The organism is Nonomuraea sp. KM88 (genome assembly GCF_052245635.1).
Lineage (GTDB): Bacteria > Actinomycetota > Actinomycetes > Streptosporangiales > Streptosporangiaceae > Nonomuraea.
Window position 1 is genome coordinate 40803 of the sequence record NZ_JBQQCC010000007.1, and the last position, 20089, is coordinate 60891.

At 71.6% G+C, this 20089-nt stretch carries 18 protein-coding genes and 1 pseudogene; 10 read left to right on the plus strand and 9 right to left on the minus strand.

Annotated elements, in window-relative coordinates; all coding sequences use genetic code 11:
• Positions 1–98 precede the first annotated feature (98 nt).
• Both secG and ACTWPV_RS21765 read left to right on the plus strand, forming a co-directional pair.
• Complete coding sequence (secG, locus tag ACTWPV_RS21760) at positions 99–329, plus strand: preprotein translocase subunit SecG (protein WP_347622275.1); 231 nt, start codon at positions 99–101, stop codon at positions 327–329.
• Positions 330–404: 75 nt separating this feature from the next.
• The gene (locus ACTWPV_RS21765; protein WP_132632554.1) at positions 405–749 is read left to right on the plus strand and encodes an RNA polymerase-binding protein RbpA; all 345 of its coding nucleotides are present in this window, start codon (positions 405–407) and stop codon (positions 747–749) included.
• Positions 750–815: 66 nt separating this feature from the next.
• Here the strand turns inward: ACTWPV_RS21765 and ACTWPV_RS21770 are convergent, their stop codons facing one another.
• Positions 816–2417 carry an amidohydrolase gene (locus ACTWPV_RS21770; protein ID WP_443153177.1) on the minus strand — a complete coding sequence of 534 codons (1602 nt, stop codon included), beginning with the start codon at positions 2415–2417 and terminating at the stop codon, positions 816–818.
• A gap of 160 nt (positions 2418–2577) precedes the next feature.
• Between ACTWPV_RS21770 and ACTWPV_RS21775 the strand changes: the two genes are divergently transcribed.
• Complete coding sequence (locus ACTWPV_RS21775; protein WP_443153178.1) at positions 2578–3600, plus strand: GNAT family N-acetyltransferase; 1023 nt, start codon at positions 2578–2580, stop codon at positions 3598–3600.
• A gap of 171 nt (positions 3601–3771) precedes the next feature.
• Here ACTWPV_RS21775 and ACTWPV_RS21780 read toward each other — a convergent pair.
• Positions 3772–4188: pseudogene (locus tag ACTWPV_RS21780) on the minus strand (Clp protease N-terminal domain-containing protein); the annotation flags it as partial.
• Between the two features lie 74 nt (positions 4189–4262).
• On the opposite strand from ACTWPV_RS21780, the gene ACTWPV_RS21785 reads away from it, so the two are divergent.
• Positions 4263–5027: a hypothetical protein gene (locus tag ACTWPV_RS21785; RefSeq protein ID WP_347644742.1), complete on the plus strand. Its 765-nt coding sequence runs from the start codon at positions 4263–4265 to the stop codon at positions 5025–5027.
• 140 nt (positions 5028–5167) lie between these two features.
• Positions 5168–6046, plus strand: a complete 879-nt coding sequence (locus ACTWPV_RS21790; RefSeq protein WP_347644741.1) for an oxidoreductase — start codon at positions 5168–5170, stop codon at positions 6044–6046.
• Between the two features lie 2 nt (positions 6047–6048).
• On the opposite strand, the gene ACTWPV_RS21795 is transcribed toward ACTWPV_RS21790, so the two are convergent.
• Positions 6049–6795 carry a class I SAM-dependent methyltransferase gene (locus ACTWPV_RS21795; protein WP_443153179.1) on the minus strand — a complete coding sequence of 249 codons (747 nt, stop codon included), beginning with the start codon at positions 6793–6795 and terminating at the stop codon, positions 6049–6051.
• 94 nt (positions 6796–6889) lie between these two features.
• On the opposite strand from ACTWPV_RS21795, the gene add reads away from it, so the two are divergent.
• On the plus strand, positions 6890–7909 hold the full coding sequence (gene add, locus ACTWPV_RS21800) for an adenosine deaminase (RefSeq protein WP_347644738.1): 1020 nt from the start codon (positions 6890–6892) through the stop codon (positions 7907–7909).
• 104 nt (positions 7910–8013) lie between these two features.
• On the opposite strand, the gene pgl is transcribed toward add, so the two are convergent.
• The 6 genes from pgl to tkt form a co-directional block, all read right to left on the minus strand.
• A complete protein-coding gene (pgl, locus tag ACTWPV_RS21805; RefSeq protein WP_347644737.1) occupies positions 8014–8787 on the minus strand; it encodes a 6-phosphogluconolactonase in 774 nt (257 codons plus the stop codon).
• Between the two features lie 67 nt (positions 8788–8854).
• Positions 8855–9769 carry a glucose-6-phosphate dehydrogenase assembly protein OpcA gene (locus tag ACTWPV_RS21810; RefSeq protein ID WP_347644736.1) on the minus strand — a complete coding sequence of 305 codons (915 nt, stop codon included), beginning with the start codon at positions 9767–9769 and terminating at the stop codon, positions 8855–8857.
• Between the two features lie 61 nt (positions 9770–9830).
• Positions 9831–11360 (minus strand): glucose-6-phosphate dehydrogenase, encoded by a 1530-nt coding sequence (gene zwf / locus ACTWPV_RS21815; protein ID WP_347644794.1) that lies wholly within the window; start codon positions 11358–11360, stop codon positions 9831–9833.
• 73 nt (positions 11361–11433) lie between these two features.
• Positions 11434–13059 carry a glucose-6-phosphate isomerase gene (locus ACTWPV_RS21820; RefSeq protein ID WP_443153439.1) on the minus strand — a complete coding sequence of 542 codons (1626 nt, stop codon included), beginning with the start codon at positions 13057–13059 and terminating at the stop codon, positions 11434–11436.
• Entirely contained in the window at positions 13059–14150 is a 1092-nt protein-coding gene (gene tal / locus ACTWPV_RS21825) for a transaldolase (RefSeq protein ID WP_347644735.1), read from the minus strand. The genes ACTWPV_RS21820 and tal overlap by 1 nt, the downstream gene beginning before the upstream one ends.
• 6 nt (positions 14151–14156) lie before the next feature.
• Complete coding sequence (tkt, locus tag ACTWPV_RS21830) at positions 14157–16265, minus strand: transketolase (protein ID WP_443153180.1); 2109 nt, start codon at positions 16263–16265, stop codon at positions 14157–14159.
• 257 nt (positions 16266–16522) lie between these two features.
• Between tkt and ACTWPV_RS21835 the strand changes: the two genes are divergently transcribed.
• The 4 genes from ACTWPV_RS21835 to ACTWPV_RS21850 are packed head-to-tail and all read left to right on the plus strand — an operon-like array spanning position 16523 to position 20072.
• A complete protein-coding gene (locus tag ACTWPV_RS21835; protein ID WP_347644733.1) occupies positions 16523–17467 on the plus strand; it encodes a heme o synthase in 945 nt (314 codons plus the stop codon).
• A gap of 52 nt (positions 17468–17519) precedes the next feature.
• The gene (locus tag ACTWPV_RS21840) at positions 17520–17903 is read left to right on the plus strand and encodes an ArsR/SmtB family transcription factor (protein ID WP_347644732.1); all 384 of its coding nucleotides are present in this window, start codon (positions 17520–17522) and stop codon (positions 17901–17903) included.
• Positions 17900–18892 (plus strand): cation diffusion facilitator family transporter, encoded by a 993-nt coding sequence (locus tag ACTWPV_RS21845; RefSeq protein ID WP_347644731.1) that lies wholly within the window; start codon positions 17900–17902, stop codon positions 18890–18892. The genes ACTWPV_RS21840 and ACTWPV_RS21845 overlap by 4 nt, the downstream gene beginning before the upstream one ends.
• Positions 18879–20072, plus strand: a complete 1194-nt coding sequence (locus ACTWPV_RS21850; protein WP_347644730.1) for a PrsW family intramembrane metalloprotease — start codon at positions 18879–18881, stop codon at positions 20070–20072. Before ACTWPV_RS21845 ends, ACTWPV_RS21850 begins: the two co-directional genes overlap by 14 nt.
• Positions 20073–20089 lie beyond the last annotated feature (17 nt).

Consider the following 20089-nt stretch of genomic DNA (forward strand, 5'->3'; position numbering starts at 1 on the left):
TGAGCCGTTCTGGGGGTGCGACTTGACATCAGGCCGTACCCTCAAGAGGCAAGTCTGAATCGTCACGCGTAACAGAGCATTGAAGGAACAGGCATACCGTGGAACTCGGAATCTCTATCGCCCTCATCCTGGCGAGCCTTCTCATGATCCTGCTCGTCCTGATGCACAAGGGTAAGGGCGGCGGCTTGTCCGACATGTTCGGCGGCGGGTTCTCGTCGAACTTCGGTGGTTCCTCGGTGGTGGAGCGCAACCTCGACCGGCTGACCGTCATCACCGGCATCATCTGGTTGGTCTGCATCATCGCTCTCGGCCTGCTTGTGCGGCCCTGAGCAAGCAAGTCAACGCGTGACAGTGATTCTCCCCCCCGTGTCTGCGCGCGGGGCGATCGAGCGAGGAGTTCATCCGTGGGTAGTGGCAACGCGATCCGTGGCAGCCGAGTCGGCGCCGGCCCTATGGGGGAGGCCGAGCGCGGCGAGGCAGCTCCGAGAGTGCGGGTCTCGTTCTGGTGCGCCAACATGCACGAGACGCGCCCCAGTTTCGCCAGTGACGCGGCGGTCCCCGAGCTGTGGGACTGCCCGCGGTGCGGCCTCCCAGCCGGACAGGACGAGGAGGCGCCGCCTGCCCCGCCCAAGAACGAGCCGTACAAGACGCACCTGGCCTACGTGAAGGAGCGCAGGAGCGACAAGGACGGCAAGGCGATCCTCGAGGAAGCACTGGAGCGCCTGCGCAGCAACAAGTCCCCCTGGTAGGCGTGTCAGCGGAAGGGCCCCGGGCGTCGTGCGGGGGCCCTTCCGCCGTTCACGGCCCCGGGCTCGTCAGCCCCGTTCGTGGACCGGCTCGCCGTCCACGAACGTCATGCGCACCCGCGTCGTCCAGAGGTCGCCGGGCGGCAGTTCGAACGGGTCCCGGTCCAGGACCACCAGGTCGGCGGGGCGCCCCGGTTCGACGACGCCCGCCGGGGAGCGGTTGATCCAGGCCGAGCCCGCCGTGTAGGCGGTCATGGCCGTCGCCAGGTCGAGGCGCTGGCCGGGCAGGAACGGGGTCTGCGCGGTGGGGTAGCCGGCGTGCACCGAGCCGCCCGGCTCCGTACGGTTCACCGCGACGTGCATGCCCTGGAGCGGGTCGGCGTCCGACACCGGCCAGTCGCTGCCCGCGCAGCACCGGGCGCCGTGCGCGACCAGGTCGGCGAAGGGATACTGCCACGACGCGCGCGGTTCGCCCAGGAACGGCAGTGTCAGCTCGTCCATCTGCGCGTGGTGGGTGGCCCAGAGCGGCTGCAGGTTGGCCGTGACGCCCAGGGCGGCGAAGCGCGGCACGTCGGAGGGCTCGATGATCTGCAGGTGGGCGATGTGGTGGCGGTTGGCGGGGTCGGTGCCCTCGAAGCCGTCGAGGGCCTCGCGTACCGCCCGCTCCCCGATGGCGTGGACGTGCACCTGGAAGCCGTGCCTGTCCAGCTCGGCCACGTAGCGCTTGAGCTCGACCGGGTCCACGTAGGACAGGCCCGTGCCGCCGCACAGGCAGTACGGCTCCAGCGTGGCCGCGGTGAAGTTCTCTGTGATCCCGTCCTGCATGATCTTGACTGAGGTGGCGCGGAACCGGTCGAGTCCGCCGGCTGCGGCCCGCCGCTCGATCAGGCCGGGGATCTGGTCCAGGCCGCGCGTCCTGTCCCACCACAGGGCACCCACCACGCGGGCCCGCAACAGGCCGGAGCCGGCCGCCGCCACATAGGTGGGCAGCTGGTCGTCGGAGCCCGCGTAGGAGCCCACGATGGCGTCCTGCCAGCCGGTGATGCCCAGCGAGAACAGGTGTTCCTGTGCCCGTGCCAGCGCGTCGAGCAGATCCTGGGCGGACGGGCGCGGGGTGAGCAGGCCGACGAGCTCCATCGCGCCCTCGTGCAGGACCCCGGTGGGCACGCCCCCGGCGTCGCGCTCGATCCGGCCGTCGGGCGGGTCGGGGGTGGCGGCGGTGATGCCGGCCAGTTCGAGTGCCCGGCCGTTGACCCAGGCGGCGTGGTGGTCGCGCTGGATGAGGTACGCGGGCCGGTCGAGGAAGTCGAGCTGGTCGCGGTGGGGGAGCCCGTTCGGAAATGCCGACATATCCCAGCCGCCGCCATCAATCCACGCTTTATCCGGATTTGTCGCAGCATAAGCGGCGATCATTTCGACATACGCATCAAGTCCGAATACCTCGGACAGATCGCACTTCGCGCGTTCGAGGCCCGCCTGCACCGGATGCATGTGCGCGTCGATGAACCCCGGCGTCAGCAGCCCGCCGTCCAGGTCCACGGTCTCGTGGGGCAGACGTGCCAGGTCGCGCTCGGGGCCCACCGCGGCGATCACGCCGTCGCGTACGAGCACCGCCTCCGCCACAACGCCGTGGGGCGTGAAGACGCGGCCCCCTCGGAAGAGGACGTTCATGGGGTCTTCCTCTCTCGGCAGGTCGTCCGCCGCCCGTCGTGCCGCCGGGCGGCGTACCCCGATGAGCGCAGGTGCCGCTAGATAACGTGATAAACCGACACATATCCCGATGAAACACTTCGTTAGCGGTGGTGTAACAGCCACCAGGCATGCTCGTCGCATGGGATTCTTGCGCATCCGGACCACGGTGGACGAGCGACCCGGACGGCTGGCGTCACTGGCGGCGGCCCTGGCTGACAGGGGCGGCAACATCCTCGGGCTGAGCGTCCAGCCCGACACCGACGGCACCGTCGACGAGTTCGTCGCCGACATCCCCGCCCACCCCGAGACCGTGCGCCAGGCTCTGGAGGCGGCCGGTGGCCGCCGGGTCCAGGTGGTCCCCGCCACGGCCCACGAGCTCACCGACGAGCCCACCAGGGCCCTGCTGCTGGCCTCCCGGCTACGCTCGATGCCGTGGCGGCTGCCCGAGCTGCTGGCCGACCTGCTGCGCGCGGACGACGCCCGGTGGATCTATGGTGAACCCGTGCCTGATCTTCCCGACCCCACCCTGCTCGTCGTGCCCGTGGCCGCCCGGCGCGCGGTCAGGTTGCGCCGCGGCGAGTTGCCCTTCACCTCGACCGAGGCGGCGAGGGCGGCCGCGTTCGCCCGGCTCGCCCAGCCGGCGGCCGAGCGGGAGGGCGCCGAGCGCGGGATCAAAGTCGCCGACGGGGTGGAGGTCACGGTCCGCCCGCTCACCTCGATCTACCGCGAGGCCGTACGCGACCTGCATGACCGGTGCTCGCCGGAGTCGCGCAGGTTCCGCTACTTCACCGCACTGCCGGTGCTGCCCGAGCGCGTGTTCGACCGGATGTGCGACAGGAATCGGGGGCATTCGCTGGTCGCCGGGCACGACGGGCAGGTCGTGGGGCTGGCGAACCTCATGTTCACCGCCGATCCCGGGAGCGCCGAGATGGCCGTCCTGGTCGAAGACCGCTGGCAGGGGCGCGGTCTGGGCGCGGTGATGGCCAGGATGCTGGTGCACGCGGCCCGCGACCTCGGATACGCCGAGGTCAGGGCCACCATGCTGGCCGACAACGCCAGGATGCGCAGGCTCCTGATCTCTCTGGGCGCCACGCTCGGCTACACCGAGGACCCGGGCGTCGTGGCCGCCCGGCTGCCCGTGGGCGCGATGGCCTCAGCCTAGGCCCTCTTCGTCCTGCGGCCTCGGGGCCGGCGGCTGGACGCCCTGGATGCCCAGGTGGCGTTCGATGCGCTCCAGGCTCTCCTGGATCTGCGCGAGCCGTTCGTTGAGGGCGGCGCCGCCGGAGTGGAACATCTCGCCGGGGCGTTCCCTGGAGCCGCGGCCCACCCGGTCCAGCAGGCGCTGGCGTACGTCGGCCAGGTCCGCGCCGGCGTCCACGAGCGCCTGGGCGGCCAGCCCTTCGCCCTCCCTGATCAGCCCGAGCAGGATGTGCTCGGTGCCGATGTAGTTGTGGCGCAGCTGCAGCGCCTCGCGCAGCGACAACTCCAGCACCTTCTTGGCGCGCGGCGTGAACGGGATGTGCCCGCCCGGCGACTTCGCGCCGCGGCCCCGCACGCGCTCGACGAAGGCGCGTACGGGGTCCAGCTCCACGCCGCAGCCGTCGAGCACCAGGGCGGCCAGCCCTTCGCCCTCGTGGATGAGCCCGAGCAGGATGTGCTCGGTGCCGATGCGGTCGTGGTCCAGCCTCCGCGCCTCCTCCTGAGCGAGGACGATGACCCTGCGCGCACGGTCGGTGAAGCGCTCGAACACCGGATGTCTCCGTTCGACTCGGGGCTGTTTCCACTATGCGCTAGAAACCCGCGGATGTGGGGTATTTGTCCTGTGTGGATCTTGACGAGGTGGCCGGCCGGCTCTACGCCCTGCCGCCGTCCGAGTTCACCGCCGCCCGCGCGGACGAGGCCCGCGCGGCCAAGGACGCGGGTGACGTGCGCCTGTCGCGCGAGATCGCCAAGCTGCGCAAGCCGACCGTGTCCGCCTCGGCGGTGAACAGGGTCGCCCGCGAGCACCCCGGCGAGCTGGGCGAACTGCTGGAGGTGGGGGAGCGGCTGCGGGCGGCCTGGGAGGAGCAGGACGCCGCCGCGCTGGCCGAGCTCACTCGCCGCCGCGGCGAGGTGACGCGTACGGTGGGCAGGCTCGTCAGGCAGGCCGGGGACCTGTCGGCGGCGGCGTCCGCCGAGGTGGACCAGACCCTGGACGCCGCGATGGTCGACGCCGGCGCGGCCGCGCAGGTGCGGCGCGGTACCCTGGCGAAGCCGCTCAGCTACAGCGGTTTCGCCCCCGCTCCGGTCCCGCGCGAGCGGCCGGCGGGCCGCAGGAAGCCGTCGCCCGACGAGCAGGCCGCCCGGGCGAGGGAGCGCGAGGAGGCCGAGGCGAAGAAGGCCAGGGAACGCCAGGAGGCCGAGGCCGCGCACCGCGAGTGGCGCGAGGCGCTCGATGCGGCCGCGAAGGAGCACGACGAGCGCGCGGAGAAGGTCGCGTCGCTGGAGCGCAAGCTGGCCAAGGCACGCGGAAGGCTGGCCGACAGCCGGCAGCGGCTCGAGGTCGCCCAGCGCGAGGAACGGCACGCGCGCCAGCGGCTGGAGCGCTGACCTGCCGGAAGGCTCCGCGGGCCGGCGGCTGAGGCGCTGAGCGGCGAGGAGGGCCCCGAGTGGAGCGCCGGCCTGCGGGGCGGACGTTCCTGGGCGGCTTGTAGCGTGGAGAAAACGCTGCGCACCACCCAGGAGTGGCGATGAGCTGGACTCCCGCCTCGATGCCCGCCCTCGCGGGCACGACGGCCATCGTGACCGGCGCCAACACCGGCATCGGCAAGCCCACCGCCCTTGAACTGGCCAGGCACGGCGCCCACGTGGTCGTGGCGGCGCGCGACCCGGACAGGGGGGCCGCGGCCGTCGCGGAGATCCGGCGGGCCGCCCCCGGCGCGCACGTCGGGTACGGGCGGCTCGACCTGGCCGACCTGGCCTCCGTCCGGGAGTTCGTCAAGGAGTTCGCCACCGGGGTCGAGCGGCTCGACCTGCTGGTGAACAACGCGGGTGTCGGCATGGTCCCCAGGCGGGAGACCAGGGACGGGTTCGAGCTGCAGCTCGGCACCAACCACCTGGGCCACTTCGCGCTCACCGGGTTGTTGCTGCCGCTCCTGCTAGCCGCCCCCGCCGCCCGCGTGGTGACCGTTGCCAGCGACGCGCACGTCGCGGGCAGGATCGACCTGGACGACCTGGGCATGCGGCACGATTACGGCAGGATGGCGGCCTATGCCCGCTCCAAGCTGGCCAACATGCTCTTCGCCCTCGAGCTCCAGCGCCGCGCCGAGCGGGCCGGCGCGGGTCTGATCAGCGTCGCCACCCATCCGGGCATGACCGCCACGGGCATCTTCGGCACCGGGCTGGTCAAGCCTGTCGTGAACCTGCTGATGAAGCGGCCCGAGCGCGGCGCCGTGTCCTCGCTCTACGCCGCGGCCTCGCCGGACGTCCGCGGCGGCGAGTACATCGGCCCCACGCTCAGGCGGCTCACGCCCTCCGCGACGGCCAGGTCGCGGGAGCTCGCCCGGCGGCTCTGGGAGGCTTCCACGGAGCTGACGGGCGTGCGTTTCGAGGAGCTCGCCCCCGGCTGACGTCAGCGGGCGGCTCGGGCCAGGTGGGCGCAGACGGGAAACCCCTCCAGCGCGTACGGGGCCGCGAGCCGGGCGTAGTGGGCCTTGACGCGCTCGACGGTCTCCCGCGGTTGCCGGGAGATCACCGCGAAGCGCGGGCCGCCCGCCTGGACGATGTCGTCCCACCAGGAGCCGGGGTCGGCGCGGTGCCGCCACCGCAGGGTGTCGACGGCCGTCTTCCTGAAGCCCGCCGCCCGCAGCAGCGCGGTGAAGCGCGGCGGCGTGTCGTGGGCCGTGAAGGGGCGTGGCGGAGGGTCGTACGGGACGCCGGCGGCGGCGATGGCGTCGGCGAGGACGCTCGTGGCGGTCATCTCGTCGGACTTCCACCAGGACAGGGCGATCGTGCCGCCCGGACGCAGCACGCGGTGCAGCTCGCCGAGCGCCGCCGCGGTGTCGGGCACATGATTGATGACGAAATTTCCCGCTATGGCGTCGAATGCTTCGTCCGCGAACGGCAGGTCGGGCAGCGCGGCCGCCCGTACCGTCGCGTGCGGGTGGCGGCGGGCGACCAGCTCCAGCATGCCGGGATCGGGGTCGACGGCGGTGACCTCGATGCCCAGCGCGAGCGCCGCCGCCGTCACCACGCCGGTGCCGCAGCCGACGTCCAGCAGCCGCGGCGCCCTGGTCTCTCGGGCCTGAGCGAGCAGGGGCGCGACGGTGTGCGCGCTGAGGCGGGCGAAGCCGCGCTCGTACGCTTCGGCGTTGCTCACGGATCTCACCCTAACGCGGAAAACTAACATTCTGATGTGAAATTTCGTGCCAAAGTCTGTTTTCCCCTGTGAAGCCGCTCGTACTGTCGTCGTCATGACCATCGACGCCTTCATCGACGCCCTGCCCAAGGTCGAACTCCACGTGCACCTGATCGGCTCGGCCTCCGTCGCGACCGTGCTGGAGCTCTCGCGCCGCCACCCCGGCGGCGAGGTCCCCGCTACGGAGGAGGAACTGCGCCGCTTCTACGCATTCCGCGACTTCCCCCACTTCGCCCAGGTGTACGGCGCCGTCAACTCGCTCGTACGCGAGCCGGAGGACGTGGCCACGCTCGTGCTCGGCCTGGCCCGCGACCTCGCAACCCAGGGAGCCCGCTACGTCGAGCTGCAGGTCACGCCCTACGCCCACCACGTCGTCGGCATGCCCAGGCGCGAGGTGACCGAGGCCCTGGACCTGGCCGCCCGCCGGTCGCCGGCCGAGTACGGCGTGGAGGTGGCCTACATCTTCGACATCCCCGGCGAGTACGGGGAGGAGGCCGCCAGGGTCACCGTCGAGCACGCCCTGCAAGAACCTCCCGCCGCGCTGGTAGGTTTCGGCATCGGCGGGATCGAGCAGGAGCGCCCGAAATATCGTGACGCCTACCGTTCGGCCTTCTCGGCGGCGCGCGCGGCCGGACTGCACAGCGTCCCGCACGGCGGCGAGATGAGCGGGCCGGAGACGATCTGGGAGGTCATCGAGGGCTACGGCGCCGAACGCATCGGCCACGGCATCACCTGCCTGGCCGACGACCGCCTGGTCGCCCACCTGCGCGACACGCAGATCCCCTTGGACGTCTGCCCCACCTCCAACCTCCGCACCGGCCAGGTCGCCCGCATAGAGGACCACCCGCTGCCACGGATGCTGGAGGAAGGCCTGTACGTCACGCTCAACAGCGACGACCCGCCCATGTTCGCCACCACCCTGGCCGAGGAGTACCGGCTCGCCGCCGACGTCTTCGGACTCGGCGCTCCCGAACTGGCCCACCTCGCCCGCAACGGCGTCCGGGCCTCCTACCTGGCCGAGGAGCGCAAGCAGGCCCTGGTGGCGGAGATCGACGCGCTCGTCGCGGCCGGCTGACCGGACGGCGACCGCCCGGCCCACGGCGAGCGCCGCCGGCTCACGGGAGGAGGCCGGTGGCAGGGCCCGCGGCTCACGGCGCGGTCGCCGGCGGAACTGCTGGGCTACGGCGAGGCCATACGGCCGAGCCCCGGCGGGATCTTGCCGGCCGCCGCCCGGTCCAGGAGGAACAGGGTGCGCCCCCGGCCCCTGGCGCCCGCCGCCGGCACCTGCACGTGCCCCGAGTCGGACAGGGCCAGGCGTACCGCCCCCGACTTCTCCTCTCCGGCGGCCACCACCCACACCTCGCGCGCGGCCTGGATGGCGGGCAGCGTCAGGGAGATGCGCGTGGGCGGCGGTTTCGGCGAGCCGTGCACGGCCACCACCGGGCGCGTGTCGTAGAGCGCGGGCATGCCGGGGAACAGGGAGGCCACATGGGAGTCGGGGCCCATGCCGAGCAGCATCACGTCGAAGCTCGGCACCGGCCCGTGATCCTCCGGCCTGGCGGCCTTGCGCAGTTCGGCGGCGTAGGACTCGGCGGACTCCTCGGCCGTCATGCCCGCGTCGGGGCCGCGCATGACGTGCACCCGCTCCGGGTCGACGTCGACGTGGTCGAGCAGCGCCTCGCGGGCGCCAGTCTCGTTGCGTTCCCTGTCGCCCGCGGGCACGAACCGCTCGTCGCCCCACCAGACGTCCAGGCGCCGCCAGTCGACCGCGTCGCGCGCGGGCGTCGCGGCGATGGCGGCCAGCGTGGCGATGCCGACCGTGCCACCGGTCAGCACGATGGACGCCGCCCCCTTGGCCGACTGCACGTCGACCAGCCGGCTGATGATCCGCGCCGCCACGGCCTTGGCCAGGACGTCGGCGTTGCGGTGTACGACAACATTGGGCACGCTCACGAGCACTACTCTCTCACCAGGATCAGCAGGAAACCCCGGACGGCCGGAGCCGCCCGGGGAGGCAGGGTCATCCCTTGTACGTGCGGGCGAAGTGCTTGACCGCGGCCTCGTAGACCTCGTCGCTGTCGAGCCTGCGCAGCTCCTCGGCCAGCAGCTCGGAGGTGTGGCGCCGGGCCAGCGCCACGTTCCTGTCGGGCTGCCCCGGGCGCGACAGCGTGGCCAGGCGGGCGTCGCTCCGGCAGATGGACAGCTCGCCGTCGTCCAGACGCAGCCGCACGGACGTCAGGCCGGGGCCGCCCGAGTCGGCCACCTCGATCGGCGCGCCGAGGCGCTCCGACAGCCAGGAGGCCAGCAGCGGCGCGCTCGGGTGACCCTTCGCGCTCTCCACGACCCCCTCGTGCACCCGGCCCACCGGCTGGTCGAACGCGGCGGCCAGCAGGCTGCGCCACGGCGTCACCCTGGCCCACGACAGGTCGGTGTCGCCGCGGGCGTACCCCTTGGCCCTGGTCACCAGCGACTGGATGCCGCCCTCGTCCAGGCCCTTGGCGTCGGTGATGCGCCGCTGCGCCAGAGCCCCGATGGAGTCCTTCGACGGCACCTCGGGCGCCGCGCCCGGCCACCACACCACGACCGGGGTGTCGGGCAGCAGCAGCGGGCTGACCACGGAGTCGGCGTGCTCGGTGAGCTCGCCGTACAGGCGCAGCACCACGACCTCGCCGGGCGTGGACTCGCCGATGCGCAGCTCGGCGTCGAGCCTGATCGGCTCGTCCTCCTCACGCTTGATCACGACGATGATGCGGGAGGGGTGTTCGCGGGCCGCCTCGGTGGCGGCGCGCAGGGCGTCGTACTGGTGGCGCTCCTCGCAGACGACCACGAGCGTCAGCACCATGCCGATGGCGGGCGCGCCCATCTGGTGGCGCAGGTGCATGAACTGCGCCGAGATCTTGCCCGCCGTGGTGTCGGACAACATGAAGGTCGTCACGGGCGCTCCTCCGTCGGTCTCGCGGCGACAGCCGTACCGGATGTGTCAACGCGTCCGCTCACTAGAGCCTCCTCCAGACGCGGCCGTCGCGGGCCATCATCGCATCGGCCGACTCCGGCCCCCACGAACCCGACTCGTAGCCCTCCGGCTGGCCCTGCGTGGCCCAGAACTCCTCGATCGGGTCGAGGATCTTCCACGACAGCTCGACCTCCCGCTGGTGCGGGAAGAGCGGGGGATCGCCGATCATCACGTCGAGCAGCAGCCGCTCGTACGCCTCGGGGGACGACTCGAGGAACGACTCGCCGTAGGCGAAGTCCATGGAGACGTCGCGCACCTCCATGGCCGTGCCCGGCACCTTGCTGCCGAACCTGACGGTGATGCCCTCGTCCGGCTGGACCCTGATGACGAGCGCGTTGTGGCCGAGTATTTCGGTGTCGTCGGCGCTGAAGGGCAGGTGCGGCGCCCGCTGGAACACCACCGCGACCTCCGTCACCCGGCGGCCCAGGCGCTTGCCGGTGCGCAGGTAGAACGGCACGCCCGCCCACCGCCGGTTGGCGATCTCCAGCTTGATGGCGGCGTACGTCTCCGTGGTGGACGCCGACGAGATGCCGTCCTCCTGGAGGTAGCCGACGACCTTCTCGCCGCCCTGCCAGCCCGCTTTGTACTGCCCGCGCGCGGTGTTGAGCCCGAGGTTGGCCGGCAGCCGCACGGCCTTGAGCACCTTCTCCTTCTCCCGGCGCAGCGCGGAGGCGTCGAACGAGGTCGGGTCCTCCATCGCGACCAGCGCGAGCAGCTGGAGCAGGTGGTTCTGGATCACGTCGCGGGCGGCGCCGATGCCGTCGTAGTAGCCGGCCCGCCCCCCGATGCCGATGTCCTCGGCCATCGTGATCTGCACGTGGTCGACGAAGCTGCGGTTCCAGATCGGCTCATAGAGGTTGTTGGCGAACCGCAGCGCCATGATGTTCTGGACGGTCTCCTTGCCCAGGTAGTGGTCGATCCTGAAGATCGAGCTCTCCGGGAAGGCGGAGGTGGTGATCTCGTTCAGCTCGTGCGCCGAGCGCAGGTCGTGACCGAACGGCTTCTCGATGACCACCCGCCGCCACGAATCCTCGGGCGCGTCGGCCAGCCCTGTCCGCTTGAGCTGCTCGACCACCACGGGGAAGAACTTCGGCGGCACCGAGAGGTAGAACGCGTAGTTTCCGCCGGTGCCCCGTGTCTCGTCGATCTCGTTCAAGGCCATGGCCAGCGCGTCGAACGCCCCGTCGTCGTTGAACTCGCCGGGCACGAAGTGGATGCCCTCACGCAGTTGCTTCCATACCTCTTCGCGGAAGGGCGTCCTGGCGTGTGCCTTGACGGCGTCGTGCGTCAGCTGGGCGAAATCCTGGTCCTTCCAGTCGCGCCTGGCGAACCCGACCAGCGAGAAGCCGGGCGGCAGCAGCCCTCGGTTCCCCAGGTCGTAGATCGCCGGCAGCAGCTTGCGCTTGGCCAGGTCGCCTGTCACGCCGAACAACACCATCACGCACGGTCCGGCCACCCGGGGCAGCCGCTTGTCACGCGGGTCGCGCAGCGGGTTGGCCGCCAGGACTTCCATGGTGGTGGAGGTGCCCGCGGCCGAGGTGGCCACCGTGGCGGCCTCCTCCGCGGGTGCTGCCGGGTCTGTCATCTCAAGCCTCCTGTGCGGCTGCGAGCAGGTGCGCGACTCCCGCCGCGCGGTCGGTCAGATGCAGGCGTACGGCGGGACGCCCGCGGGTCTCCACGGCGCCGAGGTCACCGAGAGCCTGCGCCAGCTGGAGCCGGCCCAGGGTGTACGGCCGCCCGGGGACCGGGACGTCCTCGGCCACCGCACCTGTGATCATCAGGAACACGCCGTTCGGGGGGCCGCCCTTGTGATACTGGCCGGTCGCGTGCAGACAGCGCGGGCCCCAGCCGAAGGTCACCGGCCGGTCGGTACGCAGCGCGAGCAGCGCCCGCAGCGTCGCCGCGTCGGCCATCATCCAGGCGTCGGTCATCTGCTCGAAGTCGGCCCCGTCGGGCACCGGAGCGTCGAACGCGGCCAGCCGGTCGAGGTAGGCCATGATCGACAGATATCCGCCGGCCGGAACGGTGTGCAGCAGCTCGGCGAACAGCCCGGGCAGGTCCTTGGCCGTGACCCCGCCGTACACCTCGACGGGGCCGTCGGTGAACGCGGGAGCGCCGGTCGGCAGGTCGGGCAGGGCCAGCAGCGCGAGGGTGCCGTCGCGCGCGCCGGCCTCGTCGGGCCGGTCGAACGGGTCGACGTCCAGCGCCAGGCCGGCGACGGCGGCGGCATATTCCCACACCGGGAACTGCGCGCCGAGGGGCCCGTCGACGCGCACGTCGCCGACGTCGGACTCGATGGCGACGACGAGTTCGTCGCCACTGCGCCGGGGGTCGGCGCCGACGACGGGGAGGATGCCCCTGCCCCGCTTGCCGGTGGACCCCGCGACGAGCTCCTCGATCCAGCCGGGCAGCCCGGCGATGGCCGAGAGCTGGTCTTCGAGCAGCAGCTTGTCGCGCCCGCCCAGCGCCGCGCCGCCGAGCGCCGCCCCCAGGTCGAGCCCGGGGTTGCCGGAGTCGAGGGACAGCAGCGGCAGCGCCTGCTCGGCGTCGTCGAGCAGCCGCTCCACGCGGGCGCCCGCCAGCGCGCAGGCCACCAGCGTGTACGCCGACAGCGCCGGAGCACGGCCGCCCGCGACCGGGGCGGCCGGCACCACCTGGTGGCCGCTCTCACGCGCGCGCCGCTCCAGCGGCGAGCCAGGGCCGGTGACCACCACGATGCGCCCGGCCGGCGCGATGCCCGCGTCGGTGAAGTGACGTTCGTAGATCCGCAGCAGGCAGTCGGTCTCCAGGGCCGAGCCGCCCGCGTCGGCGACGACCACGATCGTGGCGTCCGGCGGCTCGGCGAGCGCGCGGCGCACCTGCCCGGGGTCGGTCGTGTCGAGAACGGTGAGCGGCACGTCGTCGGTGTCGCAGATCACCTCGGCGGCGGCGGGCGAGCCGCCCGCCCCCGCCAGCACCACGTTCGTCAGTCCCTGCGCGCGTGCTCGCTCGGCGAGCCTGCCCAGCTCGGGCAGCAGCTCGCGCGAGGCGCGGGACGGCGTTCGCGGGCGCGCAGGGCGGCCCCGACCGGCCTGCGCGCCCGCATCGGCGTCCTCACCCCACAGCGTGGGGTCGCCGGCGGCGAGCCGCGCGGGCACGCCGCCGGCGACGAGGCGCCCCGCGAGGGAGGCGGCGGCGGACGCCACCTCCTCATCGCGGCAGGAGACCTTCATCACGGGACCAGGTTCTTGGTGACGCTCTCGAGCAGCTCGTTCCAGGACGCCTCGAACTTGTCGACGCCCTCGTCCTCCAGGACCTTCACCACGTCGTCGTAGTCGACGCCGGCCTCCTTGAGCGCGGCCATGGTGTTCCAGGCCTGCTCGTAGAAGGGGCGCACGGTGTCGCCCGAGACGTTGGCGTGGTCGGCCGTGGCGTCGAGCGTCTTCTCCGGCATCGTGTTGACGGTGCCGGGGACGACGAGCTGGTCGACGTAGAGGGTGTCGGAGTATTCGGGGTTCTTCACGCCGGTCGAGGCCCACAGCGGCCGCTGCGGGCGGGCGCCCGCGGCGCGCAGCCGCTGCCAGCGCTCGGAGTTCATCACGTCCTCGAACGCCGCGTACGCCAGGCGCGCGTTGGCCACGCCCGCCTTGCCTTTCAGCTCGGGCTTGCCGAGCTTGTCGAGCCGCTTGTCGATCTCGGTGTCGACCCGGCTGACGAAGAACGACGCCACCGAATCGATCTTGCCGAGGTCGAGGCCCTTGGCCTGCGCCGCCTCGAGACCGGCCAGCCAGGCGTCCATGACCGCGCGGTAACGCTCGAGGGAGAAGATCAGCGTGACGTTGACGCTGATGCCCTCCGCCAGCGCCTGCGTGATCGCCGGCAGCCCCTCGACCGTCGCCGGGATCTTGATGAACAGGTTGGGCCGGTCGACCAGCCACCACAGCGCCCGCGCCTCGGCCACGGTCTTCTCGCTCTCGCGGGCCAGGCGCGGGTCGACCTCGAGCGACACCCGGCCGTCCACGCCGCCGGTGGCGTCGTAGACGGGGCGCAGCACGTCCGCGGCCCAGCGGATGTCGTAGGTGGTGATGGCGCGTACGGCCTCGCCCACGTCGACGCCGCGTACGGCGAGGTCGTGCAGCTGGGCGTTGTACGCGTCGCCCTTGCTGAGCGCGTTGGCGAAGATCGTGGGGTTGGAGGTCACCCCGACGACGTTCTTCTCGCGGATCAGCTGCTCGAGGTTGCCGGTGCGCAGGCGCTCACGGCTGATGTCGTCGAGCCAGATGGCGACGCCCTGGCCGGACAGCTTGTTCAGGATCTCACTCATGTTCGTTCAGTTTCCCGTCGTCTCGCCCTTTTCCCGGCCAAGCTTGGCCAGGCTCGCATGCGCCGCCGCGGCCACGCGCTCCGCCGTCAGCCCGAACTGCTCGTACACGGTCCTGTACGGGGCCGACGCGCCGAAGTGTTCGAGGCCGACGACCTCGCCGCACTCGCCGACGAACTGGTGCCAGCCGAGAGCGACGCCCGCCTCGACCGCGACCCGAGCCCGGATCGACGCAGGCAGGACCGTCTGCCTGTATGCGATGTCCTGCCCGTTGAACCATTCGACACACGGCATCGACACCACGCGCGTCGGGATGCCCTGCGCCTCCAGCAGGTCGCGGGCGTTCACCGCGATCTCCACCTCGCTGCCCGTGGCGATGAGCAGGACCTGGGGCTGGCCGTCGGAGGCCTCGCGCAGGACGTAGCCGCCCTTGGCCACGCCCTCGGCGCTGGTGCCCTCGAAGACGGGCAGGTTCTGCCTGGTCAGAGCCAGGGCCGCGGGCCGGTCGGTGTGCTGGAGCACCGCCTTCCACGCGTACGCGGTCTCGTTGGCGTCGGCCGGGCGGACGACGTCGAGGCCGGGGATCGCGCGCAGCGCCCACAGGTGCTCGATCGGCTGGTGCGTGGGGCCGTCCTCGCCCAGGCCGATGGAGTCGTGCGTCCACACGTAGGTGACCGGCAGCTTCATCAGCGCGGCCAGGCGCACCGCCGGTCGCATGTAGTCGGAGAAGACCAGGAACGTGCCGCCGTAGGGGCGGGTGCCGCCGTGCAGGGCGATGCCGTTGAGAATGGCGCCCATGGCGTGCTCGCGGATGCCGAAGTGCAGCGTGCGGCCGTAGCGGTTTCCGGGGAATTCCTTGGTCTGGTATTCCTCGGGGACGAAGGACGGCTCGCCCTTCATGGTGGTGTTGTTCGACTCCGCCAGGTCGGCCGAGCCGCCCCAGAGCTCGGGCAGCACCGGCGCCAGCGCGTTGAGCACCTCGCCGGAGGCCTTGCGGGTGGCCATCGAGGCGCCCGCCTCGAACGACGGCAGCGCCCCTGCCCAGCCGTTGGGCAGTTGCCGCTGGGAGATGCGGTCGAGCTCCTCGGCCCGCTCGGTGTCGGCCGCGCGCCACTTCGCGTAGCCCTTCTCCCACTCCGCGTGCTCGGCGCGGCCTCGCTGGGCGACGGCGCGGGCGTGCTTGAGCACCTCGTCCGGCACGTCGAAGCTCTTGGAGGGGTCCATGCCGAGGACTTCCTTGGTGGCGGCGACCTCCGCCTCGCCCAGGGCCGAGCCGTGGATCTTGCCGGTGTTCCGCTTGTTGGGCGCGGGCCAGCCGATGATGGTGCGCAGCCGGATGAACGACGGCCGGCCGGTCTCGGACCTGGCCGCCTGCAGCGCGTCGTAGAGCGCCTGGACGTCCTCGGCGTAGTCGCCGTTCTCGGTCCAGTCGACGCTCTGGGTGTGCCAGCCGTAGGCGTCGTAGCGGGCGACGACGTCCTCCGACTTGGCGATGAGCGTGTCGTCCTCGATGGAGATCTGGTTGTCGTCCCAGATGACGATGAGGTTGCCCAGCTTCTGGTGGCCGGCGAGCGAGCTGGCCTCGTGGCTGATGCCCTCCTCGATGTCGCCGTCGCTGACGAGGCACCAGATGTGGTGGTCGAACGGCGAGGCGCCCGGCTCGGCGCCGGGGTCGAACAGGCCGCGCTCGCGGCGGGCCGCCATCGCCATGCCGACCGCGTTGCCCAGACCCTGGCCGAGCGGACCCGTCGTGGTCTCGACGCCGGCCGTGTGGCCGTGCTCGGGGTGACCGGGCGTGAGGCTGTCCCACTGGCGCAGCCGCCTGAGGTCGTCGAGCGACAGGCCGTAGCCGGAAAGGAAGAGCTGGATGTAGAGCGTCAGGCTGGTGTGGCCGCATGACAGCACGAAGCGGTCGCGTCCGATCCATCCGGGATCGGTCGGGTCGTGGCGCATCACGCGCTGGAAAAGCAGGTAGGCGGCGGGGGCGAGGCTCATGGCGGTGCCGGGATGACCCGAGCCCGCCTTCTCCACTGCGTCCATCGCCAGGGCTCGAACGACGTCGACCGCCTTCTTGTCGAGGTCGGTCCATTCGAGGGCTGGCACGAGTTCGGTGCTCAAGTGCTCGATCTCCGGAATCTAGTTGTCATTGGTCACGCCGGTTTGGCTATCCCGCCCACAGGGACCCTAACCGAGTGGAGGTGACGATCAATTCCCGTTCCACCCCGGCGTCCCACGTGGGGCGCAAGCCCCCCCATTGGCCGGACCGGCCGACCCTGCGACTACAGTTTGGTTGTTCGCAGAGGCGTCACGGCGCCCACCCATGGATCCGCTCTAATCAGAGGTTACGCGTTGACCCCGCACAGGCTGGAAGCGCCTTGACGGTGCTCACCAACAGGCAGGCGACGGCCCCGTCCCCGAAGGTGGGCGAGCCGCGTTCGATCGGCATGATCGTCAAGGCCTACATCGCGCTCACCAAGCCGCGGATCATCGAGCTGCTGCTGATCACGACGTTGCCCGTGATGTTCCTCGCGGCGGGCGGGTTGCCGCCGCTGTGGACGTCCGTCGCCGTCATGGTGTTCGGCACCCTGTCGGCCGGCAGCGCCAACGCGCTCAACTGCTACGTCGACCGTGACATCGACCAGAAGATGCGCCGCACCCGCCGCAGGCCGCTGGCCAGGCACCAGGTGTCGCCGCGCGCGGCGCTCGTCTTCGGCATCGTGCTCGGCGTGCTCTCCACCGTGGGCCTGTGGCTCACCACCAACGCGCTGGCCGCCCTGCTGGCCACCGGCGCGATCCTGTTCTACGTGCTGGTCTACTCGATGATCCTCAAGCGGCGCACCGCCCAGAACATCGTGTGGGGCGGCATCGCGGGCTGCATGCCGGTGATGATCGGCTGGGCGGGCATCACCGACCGGCTCGCCTGGGCGCCGCTGGTGCTGTTCGGGGTGGTGTTCTTCTGGACGCCGCCGCACACCTGGACGCTGGCCATGCGCTACAAGGAGGACTACGCGGCGGCCAAGGTGCCGATGCTGCCCGTGGTGGCCACCGAGCGGCGGGTCGTCCTGGAGTCCATCGCCTACACGTGGGCGACCGTGCTGTGCTCGCTGGCGCTGTGGCCGGTGGCCGGCACCACGTTGTTCTACCCCGTCGTGGCGGCCGTGCTCGGCGCCGTGTGCCTGTGGGAGGTGCACCGCCTGCTGGGCCGGCTCAACGCCGGCAAGAGCGGTGTCGCCCTGCGCCCGATGCGGTTCTTCCACTGGTCCAACGCCTACCTGGCGCTGCTTTTCCTCGCGGTCGCGATCGATCCGCTGCTCGCCTGAACGCTCCGCCCGGCCGTTGCGCCGGGCCCTTCCCGGTCTTTATAGTGCACATATGAATAGCTCTTCAGGTGTTATCACGGGTCTGGACGGCTGCACGGTGCAGGAGCCGGACGCCGCCAGGGTCGCGGCCACCCGCGACCGGCTCGTGACGCCGGAAGAGGCCACCCGGCTGGCCGAGCTGTTCCGCCTGCTCGGAGACCCGACCCGGGCCCGGTTGCTCTACGCCCTGCTGGAGGCGGGGGAGTTGTGCGTGTGCGACCTGGCCGACGCCGTCGAGGTGACCGACACGGCCGTCTCCCACGCGCTGCGCCTGCTGCGTACGGCGGGGATCGTGGCCAGCCGCAGAGCCGGACGGATGATCTACTACCGGCTGGCCGACGCCCATGTCCGCATGCTGCTCGACCTGAGCCGGGAGCATCTGAAGGAGACCGGATGAGCGGAGATCATCACGGTCGGGGGCCCGGTCATGGGCACGGGCCCGGACATGGGCACGGCCACGCGTTGAGCGCGAACGCCGACCGGCGTTATCTGGCCGGGGCGCTCGCGCTCATCGTCGGCTACATGGTCGTCGAGGTGATCGCCGGTGTGATCGCCAACTCGATCGCGCTGATCTCCGACGCCGCCCACATGCTGACCGACGCGACCGCCATCGCGCTGGCCCTGCTCGCCATGCGCATCGCCGCCAGGCCGGCCAGGGGCGCCTACACGTTCGGCTGGAAGCGGGCCGAGATCCTCTCCGCGCAGGTCAACGGCGTGACGCTGCTTCTGCTCGTGGCCTACTTCGTCTACGAGGGCGTGCGCCGGCTCATGGAGCCGCCCGAGGTGTCGGGGCCCGTCGTCGTGTTCACCGCGCTGGCGGGCATCGCCGTCAACGCGCTGGCCGTCTGGCTGCTGTCCAGGGCCGACCGGCGCAGCCTCAACGTCGAGGGCGCCTTCCAGCACGTGCTCAACGACATGTACGCCTTCATCGCCACGGCGGTGGCGGGTGTCGTGGTCTGGCTGACCGGCTTCCGCCAGGCCGACACGATCGCCGCCCTGGTGGTGGCCGCCCTCATGCTCAAGGCCGGCTGGGGGCTGCTGCGCGACTCCGGCCGGGTGCTGCTGCAGGCGGCGCCGAGCGGGCTGGACCCCGACGAGATCGGCGGTGTGCTGGCCGCCGACCCCGACGTCGAGGAGGTGCACGACCTGCATGTCTGGGCCGTGACGAGCGGCTATCCCACGCTGTCGGCCCACGTGATCGTGGCGGAGGGCTCCGACTGCCACGACGTACGCACGCGCCTCGCCCGCCTGCTGCACGAGCGCTTCGAGATCGGCCACACCACGCTCCAGGTCGACCACGGCACGCCCGGCCTTGACCCGCACTGCTCCGACCCGCACGGACCCCGGCACTCTGATCCGTTAAGGTCACCCTATGGCGACCCGTGATCCACGCTGGGTGTTCAAGGACCGCCCATCGTTCGCGTTGATCATCGGGCTGGTGCTCACCGGCATCTGCGCCCTCGTCTCGTTCTCGTTCGACGTGGTGTTCAACGGCGCGCCGGTGCAGTTCTTCATCGCCCTCATGCTGGCGCTGGCGCCGGTGCCGCTGCTGCTGGCCGCGGTGCTGGCGCTCGACCGGATGGAGCCGGAGCCGCGCAGCAACCTGATCTTCGCGTTCGCGTGGGGCGCGGGCATCGCGGTGCTGGTCGCCGGCGTGGTCAACTCGCTCAACCTGCACTACATCATCGACACCGCCCGCCTGTCGGAGGCCAGTGCCCGCAACATCGCGGCCACGTTCGGCGCGCCCGTGGTGGAGGAGACGATGAAGGGCCTGGTGCTGCTGGGCCTGCTCAGGTTCCGCAGGGCCGAGCTCGACGGGCCGACCGACGGCGTCATCTACGCGAGCATGGTCGGCCTCGGCTTCGCCATGAGCGAGAACGTCAGCTACTACATCGCCGCGCTGTCCGGTTCGGGCGTCAAAGGGCTGGCGGTCACGGTGGTGCTGCGAGGCATCCTGTCGCCGCTCGCGCACCCGCTGTTCAGCTCCATGATCGGCGTCGCGGTCGCCTACGCGGCCCAGCGCGGCGGCGGCGATCGGATCTTCCCCGTCCTGGCCGGCTGGTCGGCCGCGATGATCCTGCACGGCCTGTGGAACGGCCTGGCCTCCTACGGCGGCTTCCCCGGGCTCGTGGTGGCCTACCTGACGCTGCTGGTCGTGCTGGTCGTGCTCATCGGCGTGGTGTTCAGGGACCGGCGGCGCATCGTCGCCCTCATCCAGCGCTATCTCCCGCCGTACGAGCCGACCAAGCTGGTCACCCAGGCCGACATCTACATGTTGTCGGCGTTCACCCGGCGGCGGCAGGCCAGGCAGTGGGCCAAGGCCCACGGCGGCAGGCGGGGGCTGCGCGCGATGCGCGACTACCAGCTGGCCGCCACCGAGCTGGGCCTGCTGCATGAGCGGGCGGCCCGCCACGTGGTCGACGAGCAGACCTTCCACGAGGAGCAGCGGGCGCTGCTGGAGTGCATGAGCACCGCCAGGGCGGACTTCCCGGCGCGGTCGATGCCCGCCGGCTCGGTCGCCAGGGGCTCACCGCCGCCGGGCTACGCTCCCGGCGCTCCCGGCTGAGGCGACGTCGCGGAGCG